This window comes from Burkholderia sp. Z1, assembly GCF_014893795.1.
GTDB classification, from domain to species: Bacteria; Pseudomonadota; Gammaproteobacteria; order Burkholderiales; family Burkholderiaceae; genus Burkholderia; species Burkholderia theae.
Map to the genome: position 1 here is coordinate 242,372 of NZ_JACFYL010000003.1, position 25,320 is coordinate 267,691.

Sequence of the window (25,320 nt, forward strand, 5' to 3'; positions counted from 1 at the left end):
TGCGCTGACTATTTACGTTACTTGATCAGGAGAACGAAAATGAACGACCGTATCCATGAACTGCTCGACCGCAATCTGCAGGAAGTGTTCGGCGAGGGCGATGCGGCGCGCCGACGCGCCGCGATCGAAGCGCTTTACACCGACGACTGTGTGCTCTACGTACCGCCCGGCACGTTCGTCGGGCACGACGCGCTCGACAAGTTTGCCGGCGATTTGCGCGCAACGCATCCGCATTTCGTCTACACGCCGCATGGCAAGCCGCAGGCACTCCATAACGCCGGCCGCATCGCGTGGGGTTCCGGGCTGCGTGGCGAAGCGCCCGTATATACGGGCGAGGACGTGATCATCGTGCGTGACGGGAAGATTGCCGCGCTCTATGTGTTCCTCGATTCGGAGCCGTCGTAGGCGTGCGGTGGGCGGGTGGTTTATTCGCCGCGTCGAATGAATCGCTCGTCGAGACAGCTTACGGATAATCCGTGAACCGCGAGGTCGGCGCCGGCAGCGTCGGCGTCGAATAACCGGGCACGTTCGCGCGGAATTGCTGCAGCAGCCCGTTGTCGATGCGGCTCAGCCCGTTGAGCTGCAACTGCATCAGCACGCGGGTTCCGGTGGTCGGCGACGTGGTGCCGTTGTAGTTGGTGTACTTCTGGAGCGCGACGCTGACGGCCCAGCAGTCGGCCGCGTACTGGAACCCGAGCAGCCCGCTGACCAGCCGGTGCGCGGCCAGGTCGTAGTCGACCGAGCCGACGCCCGACAACGCATGCGTCAGCGGCCATTGCGCGGACAGCAGCACCTGGTTCTCGGGCTCGTCGTCGAGGGTCGCGTTGGCACGGGCGTACAGGTACGCGAGATTGATCACCTTGCCGGCGGCCGGCTTCCAGTCGATGCCGGCCGTGGCCTGGGTCAGTTCGCTGCTCGACTGGTTGTATTCGGCGGCCTGCTGCAGCTCGAGGCCGGAGTCGAGATGGAACGCGGCGCCGGCGATCACGTCGGACGGGCCGACCGTCGGCGGCGTGTCGCCCGGCATCGTGACCTGCGACGCGCGAAAGTAATATTCCTGCGCGAGCACGAAGCGCGCGAGCTCGGTGCCGCTGCCGGCATCGACGAATCGCGTGGTGACGCCGGCCGTCAAGCGGTTCATGTCGCTGACGCGGTCGCCGCCGACAAAGCGGTTGCTCGTGAAGATCTCGGCGAGACCGAAGTCGAGCGGCGCGGTGTCGAACGCCGGCGCGAAAGTCTGGTTGCGGTACGGCGTATAGACGTAGTACAGCCGAGGTTCGAGCGTCTGGATCAGGTCGATGCCGAACAGCCGGACCGCGCGCTCGAACGTGGCGCCCATGTCGAGGCTCGCGGTCGGCACGTTGACGGTGAAGTTCTTCGGTTGCCCGGCCGGCGCGTCGCTGCCGATCGACGTGAGGTCGTACGACGCCGCATGCCACTGGAGCTTCGGCGTCACATACCAGCCGGGCGTCACGACCGGGTAGCTGACCGAGGTGTCGAACGTCAGCCGGTTGCCTTCGGTCGAATCGGCGATCGGGATCGTGAAGCGCGTCGCGTTCACGTCGACGCCGAAATCGAAGCCGCCGACGTTGTAGCGCGTGTATTTCGCATCGAGCTCCGGTTCGCGGTTGTACGGCGGCGTGGTGGTGAACGACTGCCAGTTCTGCACGCGCGCGAGCACCGACCACGGCCCGTGGTTGTAGGTGACGCCCGCTTCCTGCTGGAACAGCGTTTGCGACCCGATGACGAGCGAGTTCGCGCTCGAGAAGTCCGACGGCACCGATGCGTCGGACACGCGGTTGTAGTTCGCATACGCGGCGAAGCCGTTGCCGAGGTTCTCGCGATGCTGGAACGCGATCGAGTAGCGGTTGGTGTGCGTCGTTGCGTCATCGGGCAGCACGCTGACGGACAGCGAGCCGGAATAGGTCGGGCTCAGGTAGCGGTAGTCGGTCGTGAGCATCGCGCCGCGCTTGGTCATCAGCCGGGGCGTGACCGTCAGGTCGTAGTTGGGCGCGAGGTTGAAATAGATCGGCACCGCGATGTCGTCGCCGTTGGTCGAGCTGACCGCGAACGTGGGCGGCAGGATGCCGCTGTGGCGCTCGCCGTTCAGCGGGAACGACATCCACGGAGACGCGAACACCGGGACGCCCGCGAAAAACAGCACGCCGTCGTGCGCGACGCCTTCGCCGGCGTCGTTGTCGAGATCGAGCCGCGACGACCTGAGATACCACGCCGGATCCTTCGCGCAGTGACAGGTCGTGTAGGTGCCGTCGTAGACGACCTCGCGCGCGTCGTCGAGCAGGTCGACGCGCGTGCCGGAGCCCGAGCCGCCCGTGAGGTTGAAGCGGTAGTGCGGCGACGTCATCGTGCCTTCGACACTGTCGAGCTGCAGATGCGCATCGGGGCCGGCGAGTGCGTTGCCGTCGTGGACGACCCGCACATGGCCGTACGCGTCGGTCATGTCGGTGTCGGCGTCGTAGTGGATCGCGTCCGCTTTCACGACCGACGGGCCGCGGCGCAGTTCGGCGTCGCCGTGCAGCGACAGGTCCTGGTCGACGGTGCCGGTGGCCGTCGCGCCGATGCCGAACGTCGTCGCGACCTGGCCGGCCGCAAGCGGATGCTCGACGAGCTGCGACGCGATGCGCAGCCCCCACGCATCGCCGATCCGGTACGGGTCCGCCGCGGCGTTCAGCAATTGCGCGTCGGCGTCGCGCGGCGCGCAGATCGCGATCGACAGTGCGGCGTCGACGAGCAGTGCGATCGCCGACGCGCGGAGACGGGCGACGAGGCCGCCGCGCGCTGCGTTGCGCGGGCCGGTGGCGGGATCAGAACGACGTGCCAATCTGGAACTGGAACTTCTGATACTGGTCGCCGGTGTGGTGGACGATCGGCAGCGCATAGTCGATCTTCAGCGGGCCGATCGGCGAGATCCATTCGAGCCCGATGCCGTAGCTGTACCGCAAGCCGTTCGCACCGACGCTATTGCCTTCGGTGCCCCATACGTTGCCGCCGTCGACGAACGTGAACACGCGCAGCGTGCGGTCGTAGCCGGTGCCGGGCAGCGGCACGGTCATCTCGACGTTGCCGACCACCATCTTCGAGCCGCCGATCGGGTCGCCGGTCGTTGCGTCGCGCGGGCCGAGCGAACCGGGCTCGTAGCCGCGCACCGAACCGATGCCGCCCGCGAAGTAGTTCTTGAAGATCGGGTAGGGTTGCCCGCCGAGGCCGTTGCCGTAGCCGGCCTGGAAATTCATCCCGAGCACGAGGCCGCGTGCGAACGAGTGGTAGTACTGCGCCTGCACGTCGGTCTTGTAGTACGACACGGTGCCGATCGGCGTGCCGTATTCCGCGTTCGCCTGCAGGAAGTAGCCGCGCCCCGGGATCAGCGCGCTGTCGCGCATGTCGCGCGACCAGCCGACCGTGAACGGTGCGACGTTCGATACGCGGCCGAACGTGTTCACGTAGTCGATATAGCTCTGCGGGGTGGTCGAATCGATGTCGAGGCGATCCTGTTCGAGCCCGAGCCCGAAATACACCATGTCGCTTTCGGAGAACGGGATCCCGAACTTCGTGTCCAGACCGTACGAGATGATCCGGAAGCTGGTGTCGTTCGTGCTCGAGTAGTAGAGCGGCTGGGTCGTCTTGTAGTACACGTCGGTGATGCGCTTGACGCCGTCGATCGTGAAGTACGGATCGGTCTGCGACACCGTCAGCGTGCGCATCGTCGTCGCGGTGTTCGCGTTGACGGCAATCGTCTGGCCGCTGCCGAACACGTTGTCCTGCGACACGCCGGCCGAGATGATCGGGCCTTCGCCGGAACCGTAGCCGAGGCCGAGCGAGATCGTGCCGGTCGGCTTTTCGGTGACTTTCACGTGCACGTCGACCTGGTCGGCGGTGCCATCGACCGGCACGGTCGTGACGTCGACGTCGGTGAAATAGCCGAGGCGGTTGATGCGGTCCTTCGACAGCTTGAGCCGCGACGAATCGAACCATGCATCTTCCATCTGGCGCATTTCGCGGCGGATCACCTCGTCGCGCGTGCGCGTGTTGCCGGAAATGTCGACGTGCCGCACGTAGACGCGGCGTCCGGGCGTGACCTGCAGCGTGAGGTCGACCTTGTGGTGCTGCTGGTCGATCTGCGGGACCGTATTGATGGTGGCGAATGCGTAACCATACTCGCCGAGCTTGTCGATCAGCGCCTGCGTCGTGTCCTTGAGCTTCGCCGCGGAAAAGCGTTCCCCCGCGCGAATCTCGATGATCCGGTTCAGTTCGGCCTCGCGCCCGAGCAGGTTGCCGGCCAGACGGATGGCGGAGATCGTGTACGGCTGGCCTTCGTGCAGCGTGATCGTCAGGTCCATGTCCTTGCGGTCCGGGGACAGCGACACCTGGGTCGACTCGATGTTGAACTCCAGATACCCGCGATCGAGGTAGTACGCGCGAACGGCATCGAGATCGGTCGCGAGCTTGTCCTTCGAATACAGGTCGTCCTTCGTGTACCAGGAGAACCAGTTCGGCGTCGACAGCTGCATTTCGTCGCGCAGCGTCGCGTCGCTGAATACGTGGTTGCCGAGGAAGGCGACCTGCCGGATCTTCGCGCTCGGCCCTTCGATGACGGAGAACAGCAGCCCGACGCGGTTGCGGTCGATGGGGCTGACGGTGGTCGTCACCTCGGCCGCGTAGTAGCCGCGCGTCAGGTACTGCCGCTTGAGTTCCTGCTCGGCCTTGCTGACGAGCGACGGGTCGTACGCGTGTCCGGACACCAGGCCGACCGATTTCATCGCCTTCTCGATCGCGTCCTTGTCGAACTCGTGGAGGCCCGCGAAATCGATCGTGCCGATCACCGAGCGTTCGGCGACGTTCACGATCACGACGTTGCCTTCGGTCGTGATCCGCACGTCGTTGAAGAACCCGGTCGCGTAAAGCGTGCGGATCGCGGCTGATGCCTTGTCGTCGGTGAAGGTGTCGCCGATCTTGAACGGCAGATAGGAAAACACGGTGCCGGGCTCGATGCGCGTCAGACCCTCGACGCGGATGTCCTGGATCGCGAAACCGGTCGACGCCGGTGTGTCGGGCGCCGTTTGCGCGGCCTGCGCCGGTTGCGCGTGGACCGGGAATGCGACTGGCGTGAGCCAGCAAAGCCGGGCGAGCCAGCCTAAGCTCATCGAACGCGTCTTCACTGCCAGTCGATCCCGTCGTCGAGCGCGTGAACGCGATGTTCGGCGTCGTTCTGCGCATCGCGCACGAGCAGGCGCGATACCGTGTCGACATGCGATTCGGCCAGCTGATGCACGGCCGCGTAGCCGTTGCCGCAGACGGCATTCAGCGACAGCCCGGGTGCATAGCGGCCGGTGAGCCGGCAGCGGAAGATCGGACGCGCGTCGAATGCGGGCGCGGTGCCGGCCGTGGACACGGCCGGCCGAGAGTCGATCGGCAGCAGAAACCAGGTGCGGGCGCCGAGATCCGACAACGCATAGGCGGATGAGCGCCGGGCGAGCGCGGTGATCGGGGAGGGGATTCGCATGATGGGCATGTCCTGGGAGAAAGGAACGGAAGGCCACGATCCAGGCCGGTATCGGCGGATCGTGATGATTCGCATAGCGAATTAAATTGGATCTAGCTCGGCGGTCTGGCGAGACAGCGGTCAGCGCCGATCGCGCATCAGTTCAGCATCGCGTGGTTGACCGGTGCGGTCATTTCAGGCGGCGACGCGAGCGCTTCGACGAGGTTGGTCAGGTTGCCGGACGGCAGCGCGAACGCGATCCAGCCCATCCCGACGTGACGGATCGACAGCACCGCACCGTCGTAGTCGGCGAGCCGGTCGACGCGCCAGCACGGGTCGATCTGCAGCGGATACTGGCCTTCCGGCGGTTCGACCGGATGCGTCGGCTGCATCGCGGCCCGTGCGGTCGCGAGCTGCAGGATCATCTGGTCGATGTCGTGAACGCCGAGTACGGATGTCTGGCCGTCGATCGTGAATCGGATCACTGGATACCCGGATTCGGTGGAGACTTCCATGCGCATCGTGTGATACATGATCGGGCCTTTCACTTTCGCTGTCGGGGAGGACGGCCGCTATCGGCGTGGCCGGTATGCGGTGTGACGGAAGCATAGGTCACGCGATCGTCAAATAAATTTCAAGATTGTTTCGTCATATTCAGGACTCCGTGAATGACGTGTTGTAAGCGGAATGAATTGGATCTCGCGCAAGAGTGGCCGTCTATTATTGAGATATTCGAAGACGCTGACAGCGGGCAATGGGCGCGATCGGTAATCGATGCTGCGTCGTGACGCGTGACGCGCCATCGTTTGCCGGGTTTGCGCATCGGGGAGCGCATTTCAGCGCGTTGGAAGGCCGCAATATTTCAAACGATTGCGGCGAAAAACGGTCGTGCGCCGGCCGTCGCGAACGATGGCCGGTGCCGTTTGCGATCAGAACCGGTGGCGGATGCCGAGGCTGACCATGTCCTGGCTGTTCGTGCCGGCGACGCCGTACGAGCCGATCGATGCGTCGGCGCTCGACACGGTGCCATCCGCGTTCAGCTGCGTGCCGGTCGCCTTCTGCCACGCGCCGACGAGATACACGTCGGTCCGCTTCGACAGGCTGTAGTCGGCGCCGAGCGACACCTGGTTATAGGATGCGTTGGTATCGCCGCTCGCATGCGTATAGCTGTAGCCGAGGCCGAGCAGCAGCGCCGGCGTGGCCTGGTAGTTGAAATAGGCCTGGCCCGTGTTGAACTTCTCGGTCGACGCGAATGCCGACTGCGCGTCTGCCTTGTACGCCGAATTGCTGTACGCGAGGCCGACCGTGTACGGCCCGGCGATGTAGCGTGCGGCGACGCGCGCGATATTGATCGACTTCGCCGTTGCATAGCCCGAGTTGACCGGGCCGTCGAAGGTGCCGTCCGACGTCGACGACCAGCCGGTGCGTGCGAGCGTCGAATTCGAGTTGTCCGCCACGTAGTAACCGGCGGCCAGCGAGAACGGACCGTTGTTGTACGAGGCCGCGACCGCCCACGTCTGCCCCGATCCGGTTTGCCCCGCGACGCCGCCGAGCGCGTACATCGTCTCGACCTGCAGCCCGCCGTAGCTCGGCGAAAGGTATTTGATCGCGTTGTTGGTGCGCGAACTGTTGTCGTAATTGTCGACGTCGCCGGCGGTGGCGAACGTGCTGCCGAAATAATTGTCCTCGGTGAGGCCCTGGACCTGGTCGACGAGCGGATCGTACTGACGGCCGAGCGTGACCGTGCCGTATTGATTGCTTTGAAGGCCGACGTAGGCCTGGCGGCCGAACAGCGAGGTCGTGCCGTTGTAGGTGCCCATCTTGCCGTTGTTGACGTTGAAGCCGTTCTCGAGCTGGAAGATCGCCTTCAGCCCGCCGCCGAGATCCTCGCTGCCCATCAGGCCCCAGCGGCTGCCGGACAGGTTGCCCGAGTAAAGGCCGAGCTGGTTGCTGCCGGTGGGCGTGGCGTTGTGCGTGAACTGCAGCGACTCGTCGATGACGCCGTACAGCGTCACCGTGCTCTGTGCGTGCGCGGCAGTGAAGCCGGTGAGCAACGCGAGCGACAACAGCGATTTCCTCAAAATACCTTTCATCATGAACTCTCCTGGCATGTAACGGGACTGCTTGCGTTCCTGCCGAATCGATCGGCCTTCGTCAGGAGCCGCCATTAGGTCACGTCACAATTTTCAGTCCGTTGGGAATCCACAACGACGGGTTTACCGCCGGTTTCCGCAAAGCGTTCATGTAATGTGATGGTTGCGTGCGCAATCGATTTGATGCGTTGCATGGCGAGGTGCGATTCGCCGCGCGAGCCGTGTCGCACGGGGCTGCGTCGGTGGCGGTTGGTCATGTTGCGGCGCGAAGCGATGCGCGAGTGCGCATTCGCGCGTCAAATGCCGTAATGAAAATGGTGTGGGGAAATCGGACATGGCTCGGGCTGGTATGAAATCCGCTTGCCCGGTGCGCGAGTGCGGCCGGTAAATCACCGTAACCGAGCCCGTAAACCGGGTAATTCCACAGGAACCTACACTGGATCGACGTGATGGACGAACTTCAACGCAACGATCCAATGGCTTCCATGAACTCGACCCAAGCGGTGTTTCTGCATTCCGGATATGGTGCGACCGACGGCTGGCTGTGGTCCTGCCTTCGTGATCTCGATGGCGTGACGGCCTACGACGAACCGCTGCGCGCGATGGTCGAGTCGGTCGACTACGCGCAATATGCCGGCACCGGTTCGGAAGGACCCGCGCCCGGCCGGCGGCCGGCCGCGAGCATTGCCGATACGCTCAGGCAGGACACGCTCGGCATGTCGCGCGTCGAGATGGCGTTTTCTGCCAACCAGTTCGAAGAGGCGACACCTGAATACGCGGGCGACATCGAATACTTTCTGCGCGAACTGATGGCGCAGGCGTTCGATCGCGGATGCATTCCGGTATTCCGGTTCGGCGAATCGCTCGGACGCCTCGCATGGATGCGCCGCGCGTTCCCGGACGTCGTTCATATCGTCGTCGCGCGCAATCCGCTCGCGCAGTGGCAGTCGTGCTGCGACCGGCTCGTCGCGCATCGCGATGCGCACTGCATCGCGCTGCCGTACCTGGCGCTCGCGTGCGGCCGCAGCGTGCCGGCGGTCGAGCGCGTCGTCGTCGGCTTGCGAATTGATCTGCCGGATAACTTCCCGTGCGTCGGCGAGCGGCCGGCCGATCACAGCATCGAATTCTTCAAGGCGCACGCGGCGTATGTCGGGCCGGCCGCTACCTATCGTGCCTTTCTCGGGTGCTGGCTGCTCGCGATGCGGCATGCGACGACTCACGCGGATGCGATCTTCGATTGCGACCTGGCGATCCGGTCGCATGCGTACCTGAGCGCCGCGGAAGCGTGGATCGCGAACCTGACCGGATTGACGCCGTCGATGCGTGCCGCGCACCGGAACCATGCGGTGCGCAGCCGCACGCTGTCGTGCTCCGACGACGAGGACGTGCATCTCGCCGCGATGGAAATCGGCAAGCTGCTCGTGCGCGACGGCAGCGCACCGGTCGATGCGCTCGCGCTGTGGGCGAGCAAGCTGGCCGAGGCGACGCTGGGCACACGCGCCGATGCGGATGCCACAGCCGCCTATGCACACATGTGCGTCGATCAGGCGATGCGGATCGTGGATCTCGCCGCGGCCGGCAGCTTCGGCTGCGACACCGTGCTTGCGAGCGAACTCGCGATGATGAAGGCGGCGCTGGGTGGGCTGGCCGAGCAGGGCGCGGAGCGGCGGGCGGGGCCGTGGTCGCGGTTGACGAGCACGGCGCGCAATTTCCTGGCGACGCGGCGGTAGACAGCGGCCGCCAGAAACATCGGCGATAAGCAGCGCGTCGCTCAGGCCACGGAAGAGGCGCTATTCGAAGCCGACACGGCATCCAGTATCGGCGGATGCGTGACGATCGACTTCAGGTCGACCTGCGACGCGCGCAGCTTCGCGGCATCGGGAATCGGGCGGCGGGTTTCGTCGGACGACGCGAAGAGCGTTTCGAACGAACGCGCCGCATCGAGCAGCGCAAGATCGCCCCGGAACGCGCCGATCATTTGCAGACCAAACGGCATGCCGCGATGATCGACACCGCACGGCAGCGACAGTGCCGGATTCGTCGCGAGCGTCACGACGTACGTGAGCGACAGCCAGCGATAGTAGTTCTCGAGTTCGACACCGTTCACCGATTTCAGATACGGCTGCGTCCACGGAAACGGCGAGACGGGCGTCGTCGGCGAAAGAATCACGTCGTAACGGTCGAACAGCGTCTGGAAGCGGCGGAACAAGCGCGTCTGGTCGCCGTGCGCACGCACGCAATCCGCGAGCCCGAGGCCGATACCCATTTCGTAGTTCGCGCGCGGATTCGGGCCGAGTGAATCGGGGTTGGCCTCGTACGCCTTTTGCAGGCCGGCGACGAAGGCCTCCGCGCGCAGGACATCGAAGCAGCGATGCGCGCCCTCGAAGTCCACGTCGATCGGATCGCAGACGGCCACCTCGCGACGCAGAAAGTCGATCTTGCGGCGGAACACGGCGCGAATGTCGTCGTCCACTTCGCATACGCCGAAATCCTCGGTGTAACCGATGCGCAGTTTCGACAGGTCGGTGGGGGCGCGGCCGTCCATCGTCGGACTCATCGCGAACGGATAGCCGAGCGGATCGGTGCTCGACTGGCCGACCGTCGCGGCGAGTTGCAGCCAGGTGTCTTCGACGGTGCGTCCCATCGGCCCGACCACCGCAATCGGCGTCCAGCCAAGCGGCTTGCGATCGCTCGGCACGAGCCCCGGCGAGGTGCGCAAACCGACCACACCGCATTTCGCGGCCGGAATACGCAGCGAGCCGCCGGTGTCCGAGCCGCTGGCAAGCGGCACCAGGTCGAGCGCGAGCGCGGCCGCTGAGCCACCCGACGAGCCACCGGCGTTCAGGCGCGGATCGAACGGATTGCCCGTTGCGCCCCACACGGGATTGAAGCTGTTCGCACCCGCACCCAGTTCCGGCACGTTGGTTTTGCCGACGACGATCGCACCCGCTGCTCGCAGGCGGCGCACCAGCGTGTTGTCGTGCGCAGGCACATTCGCGCGATAGATCGGCGAGCCGTACGTCGTCAGCAGGCCTTCGGTCTCTTCGAGATCCTTGATGCCGATCGGCAAGCCATGCAAGGCACCGACGGTGTCGCCGCGTGCGAATCCGGCATCCGCGGCCCGGGCTTCGATCCGCGCACGTTCGAAGCTCGTTGCCGTGATGGCGTTGACATATGGATTCAGTGCTTCGATTCGCGCGATGCAGGCTTCAAGCAATTCGACGGCGGAAATTTCCCGCGCCTGCAACAACACACGCAGCTCGACGGCGCTGTAACGGGTCAGTTCGTGACGGTGGTTCATCGGACGGTGCTTTAAGTGACGAGGCAGGGGTCCGCTCAATGTAGACGACGAGAAAAACGGCCGCCAGTGATGATTATCGAACGGTCGGTTCACTTTTGCTCAACGCGTGCGGACGGCGAAATCCCGTTGCTCAGATGCTCGACAAACGATTGCAGCAGCGGCGGGAGTTCACGTCGCGCGAGGGTTTGAATTTCGATGGCACGCTCGCCGGTGGTGAGCTCCGGCACGGGCAACGCGACGAGTTCGCCGGACGCGAGACGCGGGCGCACCACGAGTTCGCCGCAGAACGTGACGGCGTCGCTTGCGAGTGTGAAACCGAGGAGCGTTTCGAGCGTCGCGCTGCGGAGGACGCTCTTGCACGCGACGCCTTCGCGGCTGCAATAGATATCGATCAGCTTGTGCAGCGTCGAATGCACCCCCGGCAACGCGAGCGGGTACGCCAGCAATTCGCGAAACGACACCTGCTCGGCCCGCGCGAGCGGATGAGACGACGCAACGATCGCGAATACGGGCGACGGCGCGGAAAAGCAGATCTGAATGTCCTTGGACGGCCCGAAGCTGAACGTGAGGCCGATATCGCATTCGCCGTCGCGCACGCGCTGCGTGACGTCGGCGGCCGTATCGACGACGACCTCGAACGAGGCCGGCGCGACCGTACGCCGGAAGTCCGCCATCGCGCGCGGCAGAAAGTGGGCCGCGAATCCTTCGGTGCAGGCGATGCGGATCGTGCGTTCGGCCTCACCGCGCAGCGCGTCGATTTCCAGCGAAATCTGTTCGGCGTCGAGCTGCGAGCGGCGCGCATACGCGGCAAGCATTTCGCCCGCCTTGCTCGGGACCATGCCGCGCGATTGCCGCACGAAGAGCGGCGTGCCAAGCTCGTTCTCGAGCCGCGCAATCTGGCGGCTCACCGCGGATGGCACGACATTCAGGCGAGTGGCGGCATCGGCGACGGAACCGGCGTTGACCACTTCGAGGAAATAACGGACAGCGGCTTCCTGAAGAATACGGGCGCTCATGATGGATCGACGGGAGGACACGCAATGTTCCATCATAACGTCCGGTGGGCGGGCGGCGCGATCAGGCCTCCTCGACAGCGCCGATGCGTGAATCTGTCTCGGGCGACAGCCGGATCGACAGACTGGTGACGAACGCAAATGCCGTTGCCACGATCAGGAAGCCGAATACCGCGTCATAGTTGCCGGTGACCGCGATCAGCAGGCCGATGACCGCGGGCGCGACAAATCCCGCGACCTGTCCGCCGAAGTTCACCATGCCGGTACCCGTGCCGATGAGTTTTTGCGGCAGGAATTTTGCCGGTAGCGCAAACACGCCGGCGAAGACGAACGACTTGAAGAAGTAGACGATGGCCTGATAGGTAATCACGCCGGCCACCGTTTCGGCCGTGTACATCGCGTAGAGGAAGAAGCCCGAGATCGCGCAGCACGCGGCCATCAACCATTTTTCGCGGCCGTCGAACCAGCGCGCGAGAATCCAGCCGCCGAGCGCCGTCGAGATGCTTGCCGCCACGAACGGCAGTGGCGTGAGCATGCCGACCGCCCTGAGATCGAGATGTCTTTCGGTCAGCAGATACGTGGGCATCCACGCATCGAGTCCCTTGTTGACGATGCCCATGCCGAACCAGGTCAGCAGAATCTTCCACATCAGCGGCATCTTGAGGAGCGCGCGCGTTGCCGCGCCGTCGATGCGTGCGGGTCGGCCTGCCGAATCGCGCTTTTGATGCGTGTCCTTCACCGCGAACAGATAGAACAGCGCGAACACGAGACCCACCACACCCGCGACGACAAACGCGTGACGCCAGCCGAGAGTCAGGATGAGGGGGGCGATGGCGAGCGGTGCGATGAAGCTGCCGACATAGTTCGACGACATGAGCAGCGCAAACAGTTTCGGGCGATCTTCCCGCGCACTCGATTCGGCCATGCCCTTCATTGCAGCGCCGGGATAACCGCCTTCGCCGAGACCGAAGATGAAGCGGATCGCGATCAGCGAAGCCAGCGACCACGCGAGACCGGTCATCAACGTGAATACCGACCACGACAGGATCGATACGACGATAACCTTCTTGCTGCCCCAGCGATCCGCGAGCCATCCGCCGGGAATCTGCATGGCGGCATAACCGATATAGAACGTGCTCATCACCACGCCGAGTGCGGCCGCGCCGACGTGGAACTCCTTGCCGATGGCGACGAACGACAGCGCGATCGCCGAGCGATCGATGTACGACAGACAAAAACCGAGGTAGAGCAGCGCGAACACCGCGAGGCTAGCGCGTTTGCTTTCATGGGGGTCGATCATGCCGAGCATCCGCCAACAGAGAGAAGACCGGGCCCGCTTCAGCTGTGCCGTGCAGTCCCACCGCGACTAGTCGAATCGATCGTAAGTAGCTACAAACTGGCCGACAAGTGACATATTCAGATTCCTCCGTTCGCGAAAAATCACTGAAACGGGCGGCGGGTGGTGGTGGCGTAGGTGCGTTTCACGCACAAGACGAATGCGTGCTTCGCATCGGGTGGACGACGAAGCGTTCCGGTGTCGCCACGGTGGCTGAGTCGAATCGGGAGGGCATGCGGCACGGACGGCCGCATCTCGGCTCGGAGGGAGGCAAACGCATGACGTACGCGTGATGCTCGCGGCAACACCTGTCCGGCATTGGCGTGCGCTGCGCCTTAACGAAGCGCTGCCGCAACCGCCTCGTCGACCTGCAACGCAAAGCGCGCATCGACATCGGGCACCGGGAAGCCAATCGACAGTTCCAGATACGCGTCGCCCAGCACGAGTTGAACGAATGTCGCTGCACGCAATGCAGCCGTCGATTCGTCGAATCTCTGTTGCAGAATTTTCGCGGCGAACGCACGCACGACCTTTAAGCCGTTTTCGTAAAACACCTGGCCGAGTTCCGGGAGACGCTCGGCCTCGGCAACGATGGCCCGGTAAAGCCGCAGATTGTCCGGAACGATGAGGATCCGGGCCAAGGCCCATCCCAGTTCGCGCAACTCGGCTTCGGGCAAGCCGTCGGCTTGCGCGTCCAGCGCGCCGGCAAGCACGCCACCCACCTGAGCGCACATCGAGGTCACCAGGCCAACGAAGAGTGCTTCCTTCGACTTGAAGTGACGGTAGACCGTCTGTTTGCCGACGCCCGCGGCCGCGGCGACGTCGTCCATGGTCGCCAGGCCGAAACCCTGGCTTAAGAAAACGGTTTTCGCACCGTCGAGGATGGCGGACCGCTTGCGGCGTTGCAGCGGGCTCAAGTCGGGGACAGAGGAAGTGTTCATGCCCGATAAATATCAGATCGTCGAATCGTTGACAAGACTGTCCAGTCTCGTCTACATTGGCCGAAACGAGACTGATGAGTCTCGTTTTTGTGACCTGTCGACTTCGCGGGCACTCATCGAGGAAAACACCATGGAACTGTTCATTACAGGTGGTACGGGCTACATCGGGCAAGCGGTCGCGCGCCAGGCAATCCGCCTCGGCCATCAAGTGACGGCGCTGGTGCGCGACGACCGGTCGGCGGCCGCGAGCGCGCTGGCTCGTTTCGGCGTGAAACTGCATGCGGGCGACTTGCGTGAGCCACAGTCCTTTGCCGCGGCTGCCGGTGCTGCCGATGGCGTCGTGCACATGGCGTCGACCAACGATGCTTCCGCCGCCGCTGCCGACGAGGCCGCCGTTGAGGCGATGCTTGCCCATCTGCATCCGGGCGCGGCGTTCGTCTACACATCGGGCATATGGGTCTACGGCAATACGGAAGACAAGCCGGCGACGGAAACATCGGCGCTGAACCCGACCCCCCTCGTCGCCTGGCGGCCCGCCGTGGAGCAACGCGTGCAGGCGCTGGCAGCACGCCGTTCGATTGCCGCGGCGATCCTCAGGCCGGCGATGGTCCACGGCTACGGCGGCGGCATCTTCGGCATGCTTGCCGGCATGGTCGGCCAGACCGGCAGCGTGAGCATCGTCGGCGATGGTCGTAATCACTGGCCTGCCGTGCACGTCGATGATCTGGCCACGGCCTATCTGAGCGCGGTGGCGCGGCTGGCAAGCGGGGACGATCGCGTCAACGGACAGATCTTCAACGTGGTCGCGGAAGAGGCCGTGGCGGTTGCCGAAATGGGCGAAGCGATTCGGGCGTCGGTCGGCGCCGACCGCGTCGAATGCTGGCCGCTCGACCACGCTCGCCAATCGCTTGGGCCATTTGCCGATGCACTGGCGCTCGACCAGACGGTCAGCGGCCAGCATGCGCGGCACGTACTGGCGTGGGAGCCGCATGGCCCGGGCCTGATTGCGGACCTCTCTGCACGGGAGCATTTTCAGCAACGCAACGGAGCATGACGATGGCGTTCAACCCTGCTTCTGTTGAGTCGATTCTCGCGACGATCGCAGCGGTGCTGTTCGCGGTTGCCGGCGTGGTCAATCTCTCAAGACGCGGCGCGGCGAAGCGCGACTTCGCACGCTGGGGTTACCCGGCATGGTTTCAGTTGCTTTGCGGCGCGCTCGAACTGTTCAGTGCGGCACTTCTTGTTGGACATCAAACGAGGGTGCTGGGTCTGATGCTGGCCGGTGCGATCATGATCGGCGCGTTATTCACGTTGCTGCGAAATCGGGAGCCATTCCGGCATATCGCTCCGGCGCTTTTCTTCTCGGCGCTCATCGTGGCGACTGCGGCGATCCGCGGTTGAAGCCTGCTCGCCATCACGTGAGCGAGACAGGGACGTCAGGCCTGCAACTCACATTGCCTCTGGCGAAGGTCCGTTGTCGAGAGCGACGAGCATCGCTTGCGGGTCGTTATCCGACAGATATCCGCTGGAAATCCATGAAGAACCACAAAAAGGACTAGGGGCAGCGATCGCATCGCCGCCTCTGATCCGCATCCGCCGCGCGGGGCGTGCAGTCGATCAAGTTTGTTTGCGGCGAGCCGGTGTCGGCGTCGGCCGCGCGACGTGCGCTTACCAGCGGTGATGCGCGGCCCAGTCCTGCCGACCCCACCAGCGGCGGCCATCCCAGTAGCGGCCACCATGCCAGCCGAGCGCGATGCCGACCGTGGGCACCATCACGGGCGCGGCCACGACGGCCGGTGCATACGGCGCGTAGGCCACCGGCGGCGCTGGAACGACGACCGGCGGCGGCGCGACATACACGGGTGCCGGTGCGACATAGACGGGCGCGGGCGCCGCAATGCCGACACCGATCGAAATACCGGCCATCGCCGGCTGTACGGAAAGGCATGCAATCAGCACGCCCGAGCCTAGGACGGCCCATTGTTTCGCATTCATCGTGTCACCTCGTTGCGCTGGGAACGCCTTCAATCTAGTGGAAGGTCGGATGAATGAGAATTACACGGGGGTAACGTCCGATTTCCAAAAATAGCGGTGCCGCGGATAAGGCGATCAAGGGCGGCTTTCACGCACGCGGGTCGATCGTTAAACGGTATTACAGCGGTCGAGACGATACGTTCAAGCACTTGATTGAAATGGATTCCGCGGACGCGGTTTTGGCGCGCCGCGGAATATTCGGCAATGTGCGGGGCAGGTGCGACATGCGGCTGTCAGCCGGCTGTCGGTAATAAGCCGACATCAATTTCCGGTCGAAGCGGTCGCGACCGGCGCCGCGTCCGGATGCTGGAGCGCGTAAAGCTGGCGGTTGCGCGCGATCTGCGACTGCGACGGCGGGTAGTCGTTCCGGTTCGACGGCAGCAGGCCGTCGGCTTCGGCATCGATCAGTTGCTGGCGCACTTCGGCGCGCGTGATCGGCGCCTGCGTGGACTGGGCGAAGGCCTGCGTGCCGAACGGCAGGCTCAGCGTGGCAACGACGAAAGCAGCGACGAGTTTCATGATGGCTCCTGGGCGGATGAATGAACGGGCGAGTGGGGAGGGGCCCACGTTTCCCATTCTGGTTTCCCGAGCCGTCACCACACTGACCCGCTGATTACAGTTTCGTAATCAAGCCGTGTCGCGCCCGCGCGGGGCGGCGCGCCCGCATCGATTCCCGGTAACATCGGCGCATGTCATCACCGAATGCGACGGAGCCGATCATGCGCATCCTGATAGTCGAAGACGAACCGAAGACCGGCGCGTACCTGAAGAAGGGGCTCGAGGAATCCGGTTTCAGCGTCGATCTCGCGAAGGACGGCGGCGAGGGGCTGACGCTCGCGCAGGAAGAAAGCTACGACGTGATCGTGCTCGACGTGATGCTGCCGGTGCTCGACGGCTGGAGCGTGCTGAAGCGGCTGCGCGACACGCACACGACGCCCGTGCTGTTCCTGACCGCGCGCGACGACGTGCAGGACCGCGTGCACGGCCTCGAACTCGGCGCCGACGATTACCTCGTGAAGCCTTTCGCGTTCGTCGAACTGCTCGCCCGCATCCGCACGCTCGCGCGCCGCGGGCCGCCGCGCGAGACGGAGCGTATTGCCGTGGGCGACCTGGAGATCGACGTCGTGCGCCGCCGCGTGAAGCGCGGCACGGTGCGGATTGACCTGACGCCGCGCGAGTTCTCGCTGCTGCAATTGCTCGCGCGCCGGCAAGGCGAGGTGCTGAGCCGCACGCAGATCGCGTCGTACGTGTGGGACATGAATTTCGACAGCGACACCAATGTCGTCGAAGTCGCGATCCGGCGGCTGCGCGCGAAGATCGACGACGCGTTCGCCGTCAAGCTGATCCATACGGTGCGCGGCGTCGGTTACGTGCTCGAACCGAAGGACGGCGCATGACGCTCGGCCGCTCGCTCGGCGCGACGCTCGCGCTCGCGTTCGGCGCGACCACGCTCGCCGTGTTCGCGCTCGTCGGCACGTATGTGTACAGCGGCCTCGAGCGGCAGGTGAGCGCGCAGGACGACCTGGACATCGTGCTCGCCGCGCGGCACACGCGCCGGCTGGCGGGCGAGCTCGATTCGCTCGACGCGGTGCGCGCGCATGCGGACCGGCTGACGAGCCAGGTGCTTGGCAACGCGGCGCTGTCGCTGGCCGTCGCCGACGCGCAGGGCAACGTGCTCGCGCGCCACAACGTCGAGCGCACCGAGCTCGAGGATCCGCCGGACGCATCGTCGCCCGCGCTGCCGGCGCGGCCCGCGTTACCCGATGCCGAACTGTTTCCGCCGCACACGACGCCGGTGCCCGCGAACGACCGGATTACCGTCGACCGGATCGCGACGTGGACCGCCGACGGCGGCACGCCGGTGCGCGGTATCGTCGCCGAGGCCGCGCTGCGCGATCACACGCTGATCCGGATCGCGCTCGCGCGCAACATGAGCGATCGCGCCGCACTGCTCGACGGTTACCGCGACAAGCTGAAGATCGCCGGCGGCCTCGGCGCGCTGTTCGCGATGCTGCTCAGCTACTGGCTGATCCGCAGCGCGCTCGCACCGCTGCGCGAGATCGTCGCGAACACGGGCCGCATCACCGTCGACAAGCTCGATACGCGGCTCGATGCAGCGCGCGCACCGCGCGAGCTGACGGCGCTCGTCGACGCGCAGAATGCGATGCTCGGCCGCCTGCAGCAGGCGTTCGGGCACCTGTCGCAATTCAGCGCGGATCTCGCGCACGACCTGCGCACGCCGCTGAACAACATGCGCGGCGCGACCGAGGTGGCGCTGGCGCGGCCGCGTTCGGCCGACGAATACCAGGCGCTGCTCGAATCGAATCTCGAGGAATACGACCGTCTCGCGCGGATGATCGAGAACGTGCTGTTTCTCGCGCGCGCCGAACATCCCGGCTTCGTCACGCGGCAGCGCGCATTCGACGTGCACGACGAACTGGAGCGCATCGCCGGTTATTTCGAAGGGCTCGCCGATGAAGCCGGTTCGACGCTGCGCGTCGACGGGCACGGCCGGCTGACCGCCGATCTCGAACTGTTTCGCCGCGCGGTCAGCAACCTGCTCGCGAACGCGCTGCGCTATACGCCGGCGGGCGGCGTCATTGCGCTGCGCGTCGACGAAATGGCGGACGCGGTGTGCGTCGTCGTCTCGAACCCGGGCGAGCCGATCGATCCCGCGCTGCTGCCGCGTATCTTCGACCGCTTCGTGCGCGGTGACCCCGCGCGCAGCGGCGGCGTGCCGGGCGGCACGGCCGGGCTGGGACTCGCGATCGTGCGGTCGGTGATGGAACTGCACGGCGGCACCGCGCGCGTCGAGAGCGACGCGGGCGGGACGCGCTTCATCCTCACGTTCATCAAGACGCCGACGGCGTAGCGGCCGGGTGCCCGGCGGCGGTTGTGTCCGCACCCGTGTGCCAGCCGCCGCCCAGCGCGGTCAGCAACCCGACTGCGGCCTCCATCCGGCGCGCGGCGATCTGGTCGGCCAGGCGCCGGTTCGTCAGCGCGATCGTCTGCGCGGTCACGACATCCAGGTAGCTGACCGCGCCCGCGTTGAAGCGGTTCGTCGTCAGCCGCAGCGACAGGTCGGCCGCATCAGTCGCGCGCTGCTGGCTGCCGGCCTCCGACGCGAGCGCATCGAGCGTGGACAGCTGATCCTCGACCTGCTGGAACGCGACCAGCACGGTCTGCCGATAGTCGGCGACCGTGCCGTCGTATTGCGCATGCGCGCCGCGCAGCGACGCGCTGCGGCGCCCGCCGTCGAACAGCGTGCCGGCGAGCTGCGAGCCGAGCGACCAGAACAGGCTCGGCGCGGTCAGCCACGGCGCGAAGAAGCCGCTTTCGAGCCCGGCGCTCGCCGACAGCACGAGATCGGGAAAGAACGCGGCGCGCGCCTCGCCGATCTGCGCGTTGGCGGCCGCGACGCGGCGCTCGGCCGCCGCGATGTCGGGCCGCCGCTCGAGCAGTTGCGACGGCACGCCGGCCGGGATCGCCGGCACGTCGAACGCCTGCACGCGCGGCGGCAGCGCGAACGTCGACGCACTTTCGCCGACGAGCGTCGCGATCGCATGCTGAAGCTGCGCACGGGACGCGTCGATGTCGGTGTCCTGCGTGCGCGTCGATTCCAGTTGTGTCGCGGCCTGCGCGACGGCCGACGCGTCGATCGCACCGGCCGCGAGCTGTTGTTTCAGCAGCTTCAGCGCGTCCGCGTACGCGCGCACCGTGTCGTCGAGCAACTGCTTCTGCGTATCGAGCGAGCGCAGCGCGAAATAGTCGGTCGCGAGCGTGGACGTGACCGACAGCTTCACGGCCTGCAGGTCGGCCGCGCTCGCGTCGGCGTTCGCCTGTGCGCCGGTCACCGCGTCGCGCACGCGGCCGAACAGGTCGGGTTCCCAGCTCGCGGCCACGCCGGCCTGATAGTCGGGTGTCGTTTTACCGGCGAGCGACGAGCCGAGCTTGTTCTGCGATATGCGCGAGCGGGTCTGCGTGACGCCCGCCGTCACGGTCGGCAGGAACCCCGCATGCTGGTAGTCGACCATCGCGCGGGCCTGCTGGAGATCCGCGACAGCTTTCTTCACGGTCTGGTTCGAGATGTCGATGCGCGCTTCGAGCGCGTTCAGGTCGGCGTCGTCGAAGACGGTCCACCATGGGCCGCGCGACGCGGCATCGGCCGGCGCGGCGACGTTCCAGCCGGGCTGGGCGTTGGGGGCGCCCGAAGCCGGTACGCCCGCATAGTGCGCGGGCACCGCGACGGAGGGCGGCGAATAGGCAGGCAACGTCGAGCATGCGGACAACGCGGTCAAAGAGGCGGCGACGCCGAGCACGACGACGCGGCGGGCGAACGGAAGCGGACGAAGGAAGTACATGACGGAACTCTCGCGGGTTTGCATCGGCGGATCAGCCGCGGGCCGGCGTGACAACCGCTGCCGGCATCGAAGCGGGCGCCGCCGCAGCGGCGCGCGGTGCGGCCTTCGCACCGGTAACCGGGCCGGTTTGCGTGGCCGGCGCCGCGCCATGCGCGACCGCCACGATCTTCACCGCCTCGCCGGCCGAAATCGAATCGCCCGGGTTGTCGATCACGCGATCGCCGGCGGCGAGCCCCGACACGATCTCGACGTGCGTGCCGAAATCGCGCCCGATCTGCACGGTCTTCAGCGCGGTGGTGCCGTTCGCGGCGACGGTCGCGACCGTCACACCGTTCGGCCGGAACAGCAGCGCGCTGACGGGCAGCTCGAACGCGGGGGCCGCGCTCGGCACGAGCAGGTGCGCCTGCGCATACGCGCCGGGCATCAGCGCGCCGTCGGCGTTGTCGACGTCGATCTCGACGCGCAGCGTGCGCGTGACCGGATCGATCGCGCCGGCGCTGCGCGCGACGCGGGCGGCGAAGCGCCGCGCCGGGTACTGCTGCGTGGTCAGGTAGACGGACGTGCCCGTCGTCACGCCGGCCGCGCTGTCCTGCGGCACGTCGACGAACACGCGCAGCGTGCCGGTCTGTTCGAGATGGAACAGCTCGCCGGACAGGCCGGGGCTGCCCGGCGTGCCGCCCGCGGTGACGAGCGTGCCGACGTCGACGTTGCGCGCGGTGATCACGCCGTCGAACGGCGCCGCGACGGTTTCGTACGACACCAGCTCGGTCAGGTGCGCGACGTTCGCCTGCGCGGAAGCCAGCATCGCGCGTTTCGCGTTCATGTCGGCGACCTTCGTGTCGGTGTCCTGCTGCGATACCGATTGCGTTTTCAGCATGTCCTGCCAGCGCTGCGCGGTCGATTTCGCGTAGTCGTAGTTCGCCTGCGCGGTCGCCGCGTCGGCGCGCGCCTGCCGCAACTGCGCGTCGAGGTCGGGCGCGGTGATCTGCGCGAGCGTCTGCCCGGCCTTCACGTGCGCGCCGATGTCGGCGCTCCAGTGCGCGATATAACCGCTCGTGCGCGCATAGATCGACGCCTCGGCATAGGGCATCACCGAGCCCGGCAGCGTCAGCGTCTGGTCGGCGGGCGCGGTGCCCGGCAGGATCACGGAGACCGGCAACGCCTGCTGCGCGGCCACCTGCACGCGTTGCGCGGCGCGTGCATCGACGCGCGGCACGATGCCGGCGGCCAGCAGCGCGACGGCCACCGCAAGCACGGCCAGCGGCACGGCGAGTTTGCGGGGGCGGCGGCGCGGTGCGGCTTCGGGTGACGTGTCGCGCACGGTTGGCGGCGCCGTGTCCGCTTCGGCGGCCGGTGCAGGGGCGAGGGGTTCGGTCGAGTCGTTCATGATGGGGTCGAGGTCGGGCGAGTCGAAGGGAATCGGCATGAAGCGGCGATCAGGACAGCGCCGGCGTGTCCTGCGCGCGGCGCGTGGCGGCCGCGTCGCGGCGGCGCTCGAGCCACGCATGGACGAAGCCGAACAAGACGGGCACGAACAGCAGCGTCGACACCGTGCCGAACGCGAGCCCGCCGATCACCGCGCGGCCGAGCGGCGCGTTCTGCTCGCCGCCGTCGCCGAGGCCCAGCGCCATCGGCAGCATGCCGATCAGCATCGCGAGCGCGGTCATCACGACCGGCCGGAAGCGGCTGAAGCCTGCATCGAGCGCGGCCTGCCACGGCGGCGCGCCGCCCGCGATCAACTCGCGCGCCGCGTTGACGACCAGAATGCTGTTCGCGGTCGCGATGCCGATGCACAGGATCGTGCCGGTCAGCGCGGGCACCGACAGCGTCGTGCGCGTGACGAACAGCATCCATGCGATACCGGCGAGCGACGCGGGCAGGCCGCCGACGATCACGAGCGGGTCGAGCCACGACTGGAAGTTGACGACCATCAGCAGGTAGACGAGTGCGATCGCGAGCGCGAGGCCGCCGAGCAGCCCGGCGAACGATTCGTGCATCGCCTGCACCTGGCCGCGCAGCACGATCGACGAACCGGGCGGCAACTGCGCGCGCGCGTCGTCGACGAGCTTCGTCACGTCGGCCGTGACGCCGCCGAGATCGCGCCCCTGCACCGACGCGAAGAGGTCGAGCACCGGCTGCACGTTGTAGTGCGACACGACCGCCTGCTGCGTCGCGCGCGAGAAGCTGCCGAGCGCGCCGAGCAGGTTTTGCGCGGGCGCACCGGCCGCCGGGCCGCCGGCCGGCGTCTGCGGCGAACGGGCGGTGCCGGCGGGCAGCGGCACGTTCGCGAGCGCCTGCAGCGAATCGACCGAATACTGCGGCGTCTGCACCATCAGCGGATAACTGACGCCATTGCGCGGGTCGAGCCAGAAGTTCGGCGTCGTCTGCGAACTGCCGGACAGCGCGATCAGCAGGTTCTGCGCGACGTCGCGCTGTTCGAGGCCGGCCTGGATCGCCTTGGTGCGATCCACGTTCACGTTGATCGCCGGCTCGTCGCCGGGCTGCTGGATGCGCGCGTCGACGAGGCCGCGCACGCCGCGCAGCTTCGCGAGCAGCGCATTCGCGACGACGCGGTTCTGGTCGAGCTTGTTGCCGACGATCTGGATGTCGATCGGCGCGGGCAGCCCGAAGTTGAGGATCTGGCTGACGATATCGGCCGGCAGGAATGCGAACGTCACGCCGGGGAACGACTGCGCGAGCAGGTTGCGCAGCTTCGCGACATAGGCGGCAGTCGGCGCGTGGTTCGGCTTCAGCGTGATCATCACGTCGGCGTCCTCGGTGCCGATCGGGTCGGACGAGTCGTACGTGAGGTTGATCCCGCTGACCGGCACGCCGATGTTGTCGAGCACGCTCGCGATCTCGTTCGCGGGAATCACGTCGTGGATGCGCGCTTCGACCTCGTCGGTCAGGCGTGCGGTTTCCTCGATCCGCGTGCCGGTCGGCGCGCGCAGGTGCAGGCGGATCTCACCCGTGTCGACCGACGGGAAGAAATCCTGCCCGGCGAGCGCGAACAGGCCGGTCGATGCGGCGCACGCGAGCAGGAAGGCCGCCGCGAAACGGCGGCGGCGCGCGATCGCCGCCGACAGCAGCGCGCGATAGCGCAGCCGCACTGCCTCGAAACGCTGCTCGAACGCGGTCTGGAAACGCGCGATCCGTGCGAACACGCCGCGCGGCGGCTTGCCGTGCCCCTTCGCGCGCATCAGCGCCATCGCGAGCGTCGGCACCAGCGTGCGCGAGAAGAAATACGACGCGACCATCGCGAAGATCACCGCCTCGGCCATCGGCACGAACAGGTAGCGCGCGACGCCGGTCAGCAGGAACATCGGCACGAACACGATGCAGATCGACAGCGTCGATACGAAGGTCGGCACCGCGATCTCGCCCGCGCCGGTCAGGATCGCGTCTTCGAGCGGCGCACCGCGTTCGAGGTGATGCGTGATGTTCTCGATCGCGACGGTCGCGTCGTCGACGAGTATCCCGACCGCGAGCGCGAGCCCGCCGAGCGTCATGATGTTGATCGTCTGGCCGAGCGCGGCGAGCGCGAGCAGCGATGTGAGTACCGCGAGCGGGATCGACACCGCGATGATCAGCGTCGCGCGCCAGCTGCCGAGAAACAGCAGGATCATCAGCGAGGTCAGGCACGCGGCGATCAGCGCCTCGCGCACGACGCCCTGGATCGCCGCTTTCACGAACACGGATTGATCGCCGAGCGCCGAGATGTGCAGCGCCTTCGGCAGGCCGGCCGCGATCTTCGGCAGCATCGCTTTGACCTGGTCGATGATCGTCAGCGTCGATGCGCTACCGGTCTTCTCGACGGTCAGCAGCGCCGCGCGCTTGCCGTCGGCGCGCACGATGTTGGTCTGCGGCGCGTAACCGTCGCGGACATGCGCGACGTCGCGCACATACACGACGCTGCCGCCGATCGTCTTCACCGGCAGGTTGTTCAGCGCGGCGACCGTCTGCGTGCTGCCGTTCATCTGCACGTTGTATTCGCGCGTGCCGATTTTCGCGGTGCCGCCGGGCAGGATCAGGTTCTGCGCGTTGATCGCGTTTACCACGTCGATCGGCGCGAGCCCCTTCGCCTGCAGCGCGCGCGTGTCGAGATCGACGACGATCTGGCGGATCTTGCCGCCGAACGGCAGCGGCACGGCCGCGCCCTGGACGGTCGCGAGCTGCGTGCGGATGAAGCTGTTGCCGAGGTCGTACAGCTGCTGCTCGGCGAGCGTGTCGCTCGACAGCCCGAGCTGCAGGATCGGCACCGTCGACGCGTTGTACGTGATGATGTTCGGCGGCAGCGTGCCGGGCGGCAGGATCCGCAGGATTGACGCGGAATTGCTCGCGGCTTCCGCGATCGCGCGATTGATGTCCGCGCCGGGGTGGAAGAAGATCTTCACGACCGACACGCCGTTCAGCGATTGCGATTCGATGTGCTCGATGTCGTCGACGTCGGACGTGAGCGCGCGCTCGTAGTTCGACGTGATGCGCTTGGCCATGTCCTCGGCGGAGAAGCCGTTGTACGACCAGACGATGCTGACCACCGGAATGTCGATGTTCGGGAAGATGTCGGTCGGCGTGCGCAGCAGCGCGAGCGGTCCCGCGATGAAGATCAGCAGCGCGAGCACGACGAACGTATAGGGCCTGCGCAACGCCAGCCGGACGATCCACATGAGTTTGTTCCTCGAAGCAGGGCAGGGGCGCCGCATTCGATGCGACGAGCGTGCAGTCTGCCGGCGCCGCGTTG

At 66.3% G+C, this 25,320-nt stretch carries 18 protein-coding genes and 2 pseudogenes; 6 read left to right on the forward strand and 14 right to left on the reverse strand.

The genetic code is table 11. The features are described from left to right. Positions 1 to 39 precede the first annotated feature (39 nt). A complete protein-coding gene (locus H3H55_RS33465) occupies positions 40 to 405 on the forward strand; it encodes a nuclear transport factor 2 family protein (protein ID WP_193102514.1) in 366 nt (121 codons plus the stop codon). A 58-nt stretch (positions 406 to 463) separates the two neighbouring features. Here H3H55_RS33465 and H3H55_RS33470 read toward each other — a convergent pair. The 5 genes and pseudogenes from H3H55_RS33470 to H3H55_RS33490 all read right to left on the reverse strand — a co-directional run. Continuing rightward, a pseudogene (locus H3H55_RS33470) lies at positions 464 to 2,801 on the reverse strand (LPS-assembly protein LptD); the annotation flags it as partial. A 24-nt stretch (positions 2,802 to 2,825) separates the two neighbouring features. After that, a pseudogene (gene bamA / locus H3H55_RS33475) lies at positions 2,826 to 5,048 on the reverse strand (outer membrane protein assembly factor BamA); the annotation flags it as partial. A gap of 125 nt (positions 5,049 to 5,173) precedes the next feature. Further along, entirely contained in the window at positions 5,174 to 5,521 is a 348-nt protein-coding gene (locus H3H55_RS33480; protein ID WP_193102517.1) for a hypothetical protein, read from the reverse strand. A 137-nt stretch (positions 5,522 to 5,658) separates the two neighbouring features. Continuing rightward, positions 5,659 to 6,048, reverse strand: a complete 390-nt coding sequence (locus H3H55_RS33485; protein ID WP_193102518.1) for a hypothetical protein — start codon at positions 6,046 to 6,048, stop codon at positions 5,659 to 5,661. A gap of 381 nt (positions 6,049 to 6,429) precedes the next feature. Next, on the reverse strand, positions 6,430 to 7,596 hold the full coding sequence (locus tag H3H55_RS33490; protein ID WP_413464001.1) for a porin: 1,167 nt from the start codon (positions 7,594 to 7,596) through the stop codon (positions 6,430 to 6,432). 482 nt (positions 7,597 to 8,078) lie between these two features. Between H3H55_RS33490 and H3H55_RS33495 the strand changes: the two genes are divergently transcribed. Beyond that, positions 8,079 to 9,323: a hypothetical protein gene (locus H3H55_RS33495; protein ID WP_193102519.1), complete on the forward strand. Its 1,245-nt coding sequence runs from the start codon at positions 8,079 to 8,081 to the stop codon at positions 9,321 to 9,323. A gap of 41 nt (positions 9,324 to 9,364) precedes the next feature. On the opposite strand, the gene H3H55_RS33500 is transcribed toward H3H55_RS33495, so the two are convergent. The 4 genes from H3H55_RS33500 to H3H55_RS33515 all read right to left on the reverse strand — a co-directional run bounded on the left by H3H55_RS33500 (position 9,365) and on the right by H3H55_RS33515 (position 14,184). Continuing rightward, positions 9,365 to 10,894, reverse strand: coding sequence for an amidase (locus tag H3H55_RS33500; protein WP_193103097.1), 1,530 nt, complete (start codon positions 10,892 to 10,894; stop codon positions 9,365 to 9,367). 89 nt (positions 10,895 to 10,983) lie between these two features. After that, positions 10,984 to 11,946, reverse strand: a complete 963-nt coding sequence (locus H3H55_RS33505; RefSeq protein WP_193102520.1) for a LysR family transcriptional regulator — start codon at positions 11,944 to 11,946, stop codon at positions 10,984 to 10,986. Positions 11,947 to 11,971: 25 nt separating this feature from the next. After that, positions 11,972 to 13,207 carry an MFS transporter gene (locus H3H55_RS33510; RefSeq protein WP_193102521.1) on the reverse strand — a complete coding sequence of 412 codons (1,236 nt, stop codon included), beginning with the start codon at positions 13,205 to 13,207 and terminating at the stop codon, positions 11,972 to 11,974. A gap of 371 nt (positions 13,208 to 13,578) precedes the next feature. Continuing rightward, positions 13,579 to 14,184, reverse strand: a complete 606-nt coding sequence (locus H3H55_RS33515) for a TetR/AcrR family transcriptional regulator (protein ID WP_193102522.1) — start codon at positions 14,182 to 14,184, stop codon at positions 13,579 to 13,581. Here H3H55_RS33515 and H3H55_RS33520 point away from each other — a divergent pair. Together H3H55_RS33520 and H3H55_RS33525 are read left to right on the forward strand one after the other, a co-directional pair. After that, on the forward strand, positions 14,183 to 15,238 hold the full coding sequence (locus H3H55_RS33520) for an NAD-dependent epimerase/dehydratase family protein (protein ID WP_226800675.1): 1,056 nt from the start codon (positions 14,183 to 14,185) through the stop codon (positions 15,236 to 15,238). The two genes, H3H55_RS33515 and H3H55_RS33520, sit on opposite strands and share 2 nt — an antisense overlap. Positions 15,239 to 15,240: 2 nt before the next feature. Then, positions 15,241 to 15,585, forward strand: coding sequence for a DoxX family protein (locus H3H55_RS33525; RefSeq protein WP_226800676.1), 345 nt, complete (start codon positions 15,241 to 15,243; stop codon positions 15,583 to 15,585). Positions 15,586 to 15,852: 267 nt separating this feature from the next. Here the strand turns inward: H3H55_RS33525 and H3H55_RS33530 are convergent, their stop codons facing one another. Both H3H55_RS33530 and H3H55_RS33535 read right to left on the reverse strand, forming a co-directional pair. Then, on the reverse strand, positions 15,853 to 16,179 hold the full coding sequence (locus H3H55_RS33530; RefSeq protein ID WP_226800677.1) for a hypothetical protein: 327 nt from the start codon (positions 16,177 to 16,179) through the stop codon (positions 15,853 to 15,855). A gap of 300 nt (positions 16,180 to 16,479) precedes the next feature. Beyond that, complete coding sequence (locus H3H55_RS33535) at positions 16,480 to 16,737, reverse strand: DUF4148 domain-containing protein (protein WP_193102524.1); 258 nt, start codon at positions 16,735 to 16,737, stop codon at positions 16,480 to 16,482. A gap of 200 nt (positions 16,738 to 16,937) precedes the next feature. Between H3H55_RS33535 and H3H55_RS33540 the strand changes: the two genes are divergently transcribed. Further along, on the forward strand, positions 16,938 to 17,615 hold the full coding sequence (locus H3H55_RS33540; protein WP_048249019.1) for a heavy metal response regulator transcription factor: 678 nt from the start codon (positions 16,938 to 16,940) through the stop codon (positions 17,613 to 17,615). After that, a complete protein-coding gene (locus H3H55_RS33545) occupies positions 17,612 to 19,090 on the forward strand; it encodes a heavy metal sensor histidine kinase (RefSeq protein WP_193102525.1) in 1,479 nt (492 codons plus the stop codon). Before H3H55_RS33540 ends, H3H55_RS33545 begins: the two co-directional genes overlap by 4 nt. Here H3H55_RS33545 and H3H55_RS33550 read toward each other — a convergent pair. From H3H55_RS33550 to H3H55_RS33560, 3 genes are read right to left on the reverse strand one after another with little or no spacing between them, the layout of a single operon-like run. Beyond that, complete coding sequence (locus H3H55_RS33550) at positions 19,071 to 20,579, reverse strand: efflux transporter outer membrane subunit (protein ID WP_193102526.1); 1,509 nt, start codon at positions 20,577 to 20,579, stop codon at positions 19,071 to 19,073. The two genes, H3H55_RS33545 and H3H55_RS33550, sit on opposite strands and share 20 nt — an antisense overlap. Positions 20,580 to 20,610: 31 nt before the next feature. Beyond that, a complete protein-coding gene (locus tag H3H55_RS33555; protein WP_193102527.1) occupies positions 20,611 to 21,966 on the reverse strand; it encodes an efflux RND transporter periplasmic adaptor subunit in 1,356 nt (451 codons plus the stop codon). Positions 21,967 to 22,015: 49 nt separating this feature from the next. Continuing rightward, positions 22,016 to 25,246, reverse strand: coding sequence for an efflux RND transporter permease subunit (locus H3H55_RS33560; RefSeq protein WP_193102528.1), 3,231 nt, complete (start codon positions 25,244 to 25,246; stop codon positions 22,016 to 22,018). Positions 25,247 to 25,320 lie beyond the last annotated feature (74 nt).

Excerpts from the sequence above, each read along its gene's own strand:
- H3H55_RS33465 (WP_193102514.1), top strand. The coding sequence starts at position 40 with ATGAACGACCGTATCCATGAACTGCTCGACCGCAATCTGCAGGAAGTG.
- H3H55_RS33480 (WP_193102517.1), bottom strand. The coding sequence starts at position 5,521 with ATGCGAATCCCCTCCCCGATCACCGCGCTCGCCCGGCGCTCATCCGCC.
- H3H55_RS33490 (WP_413464001.1), bottom strand. The coding sequence starts at position 7,596 with ATGATGAAAGGTATTTTGAGGAAATCGCTGTTGTCGCTCGCGTTGCTC.
- H3H55_RS33495 (WP_193102519.1), top strand. The coding sequence starts at position 8,079 with ATGAACTCGACCCAAGCGGTGTTTCTGCATTCCGGATATGGTGCGACC.
- H3H55_RS33500 (WP_193103097.1), bottom strand. The coding sequence starts at position 10,894 with ATGAACCACCGTCACGAACTGACCCGTTACAGCGCCGTCGAGCTGCGT.
- H3H55_RS33505 (WP_193102520.1), bottom strand. The coding sequence starts at position 11,946 with ATGATGGAACATTGCGTGTCCTCCCGTCGATCCATCATGAGCGCCCGT.
- H3H55_RS33510 (WP_193102521.1), bottom strand. The coding sequence starts at position 13,207 with ATGATCGACCCCCATGAAAGCAAACGCGCTAGCCTCGCGGTGTTCGCG.
- H3H55_RS33520 (WP_226800675.1), top strand. The coding sequence starts at position 14,183 with ATGCCCGATAAATATCAGATCGTCGAATCGTTGACAAGACTGTCCAGT.
- H3H55_RS33515 (WP_193102522.1), bottom strand. The coding sequence starts at position 14,184 with ATGAACACTTCCTCTGTCCCCGACTTGAGCCCGCTGCAACGCCGCAAG.
- H3H55_RS33525 (WP_226800676.1), top strand. The coding sequence starts at position 15,241 with ATGGCGTTCAACCCTGCTTCTGTTGAGTCGATTCTCGCGACGATCGCA.
- H3H55_RS33530 (WP_226800677.1), bottom strand. The coding sequence starts at position 16,179 with ATGAATGCGAAACAATGGGCCGTCCTAGGCTCGGGCGTGCTGATTGCA.
- H3H55_RS33535 (WP_193102524.1), bottom strand. The coding sequence starts at position 16,737 with ATGAAACTCGTCGCTGCTTTCGTCGTTGCCACGCTGAGCCTGCCGTTC.
- H3H55_RS33540 (WP_048249019.1), top strand. The coding sequence starts at position 16,938 with ATGCGCATCCTGATAGTCGAAGACGAACCGAAGACCGGCGCGTACCTG.
- H3H55_RS33545 (WP_193102525.1), top strand. The coding sequence starts at position 17,612 with ATGACGCTCGGCCGCTCGCTCGGCGCGACGCTCGCGCTCGCGTTCGGC.
- H3H55_RS33550 (WP_193102526.1), bottom strand. The coding sequence starts at position 20,579 with ATGTACTTCCTTCGTCCGCTTCCGTTCGCCCGCCGCGTCGTCGTGCTC.
- H3H55_RS33555 (WP_193102527.1), bottom strand. The coding sequence starts at position 21,966 with ATGAACGACTCGACCGAACCCCTCGCCCCTGCACCGGCCGCCGAAGCG.
- H3H55_RS33560 (WP_193102528.1), bottom strand. The coding sequence starts at position 25,246 with ATGTGGATCGTCCGGCTGGCGTTGCGCAGGCCCTATACGTTCGTCGTG.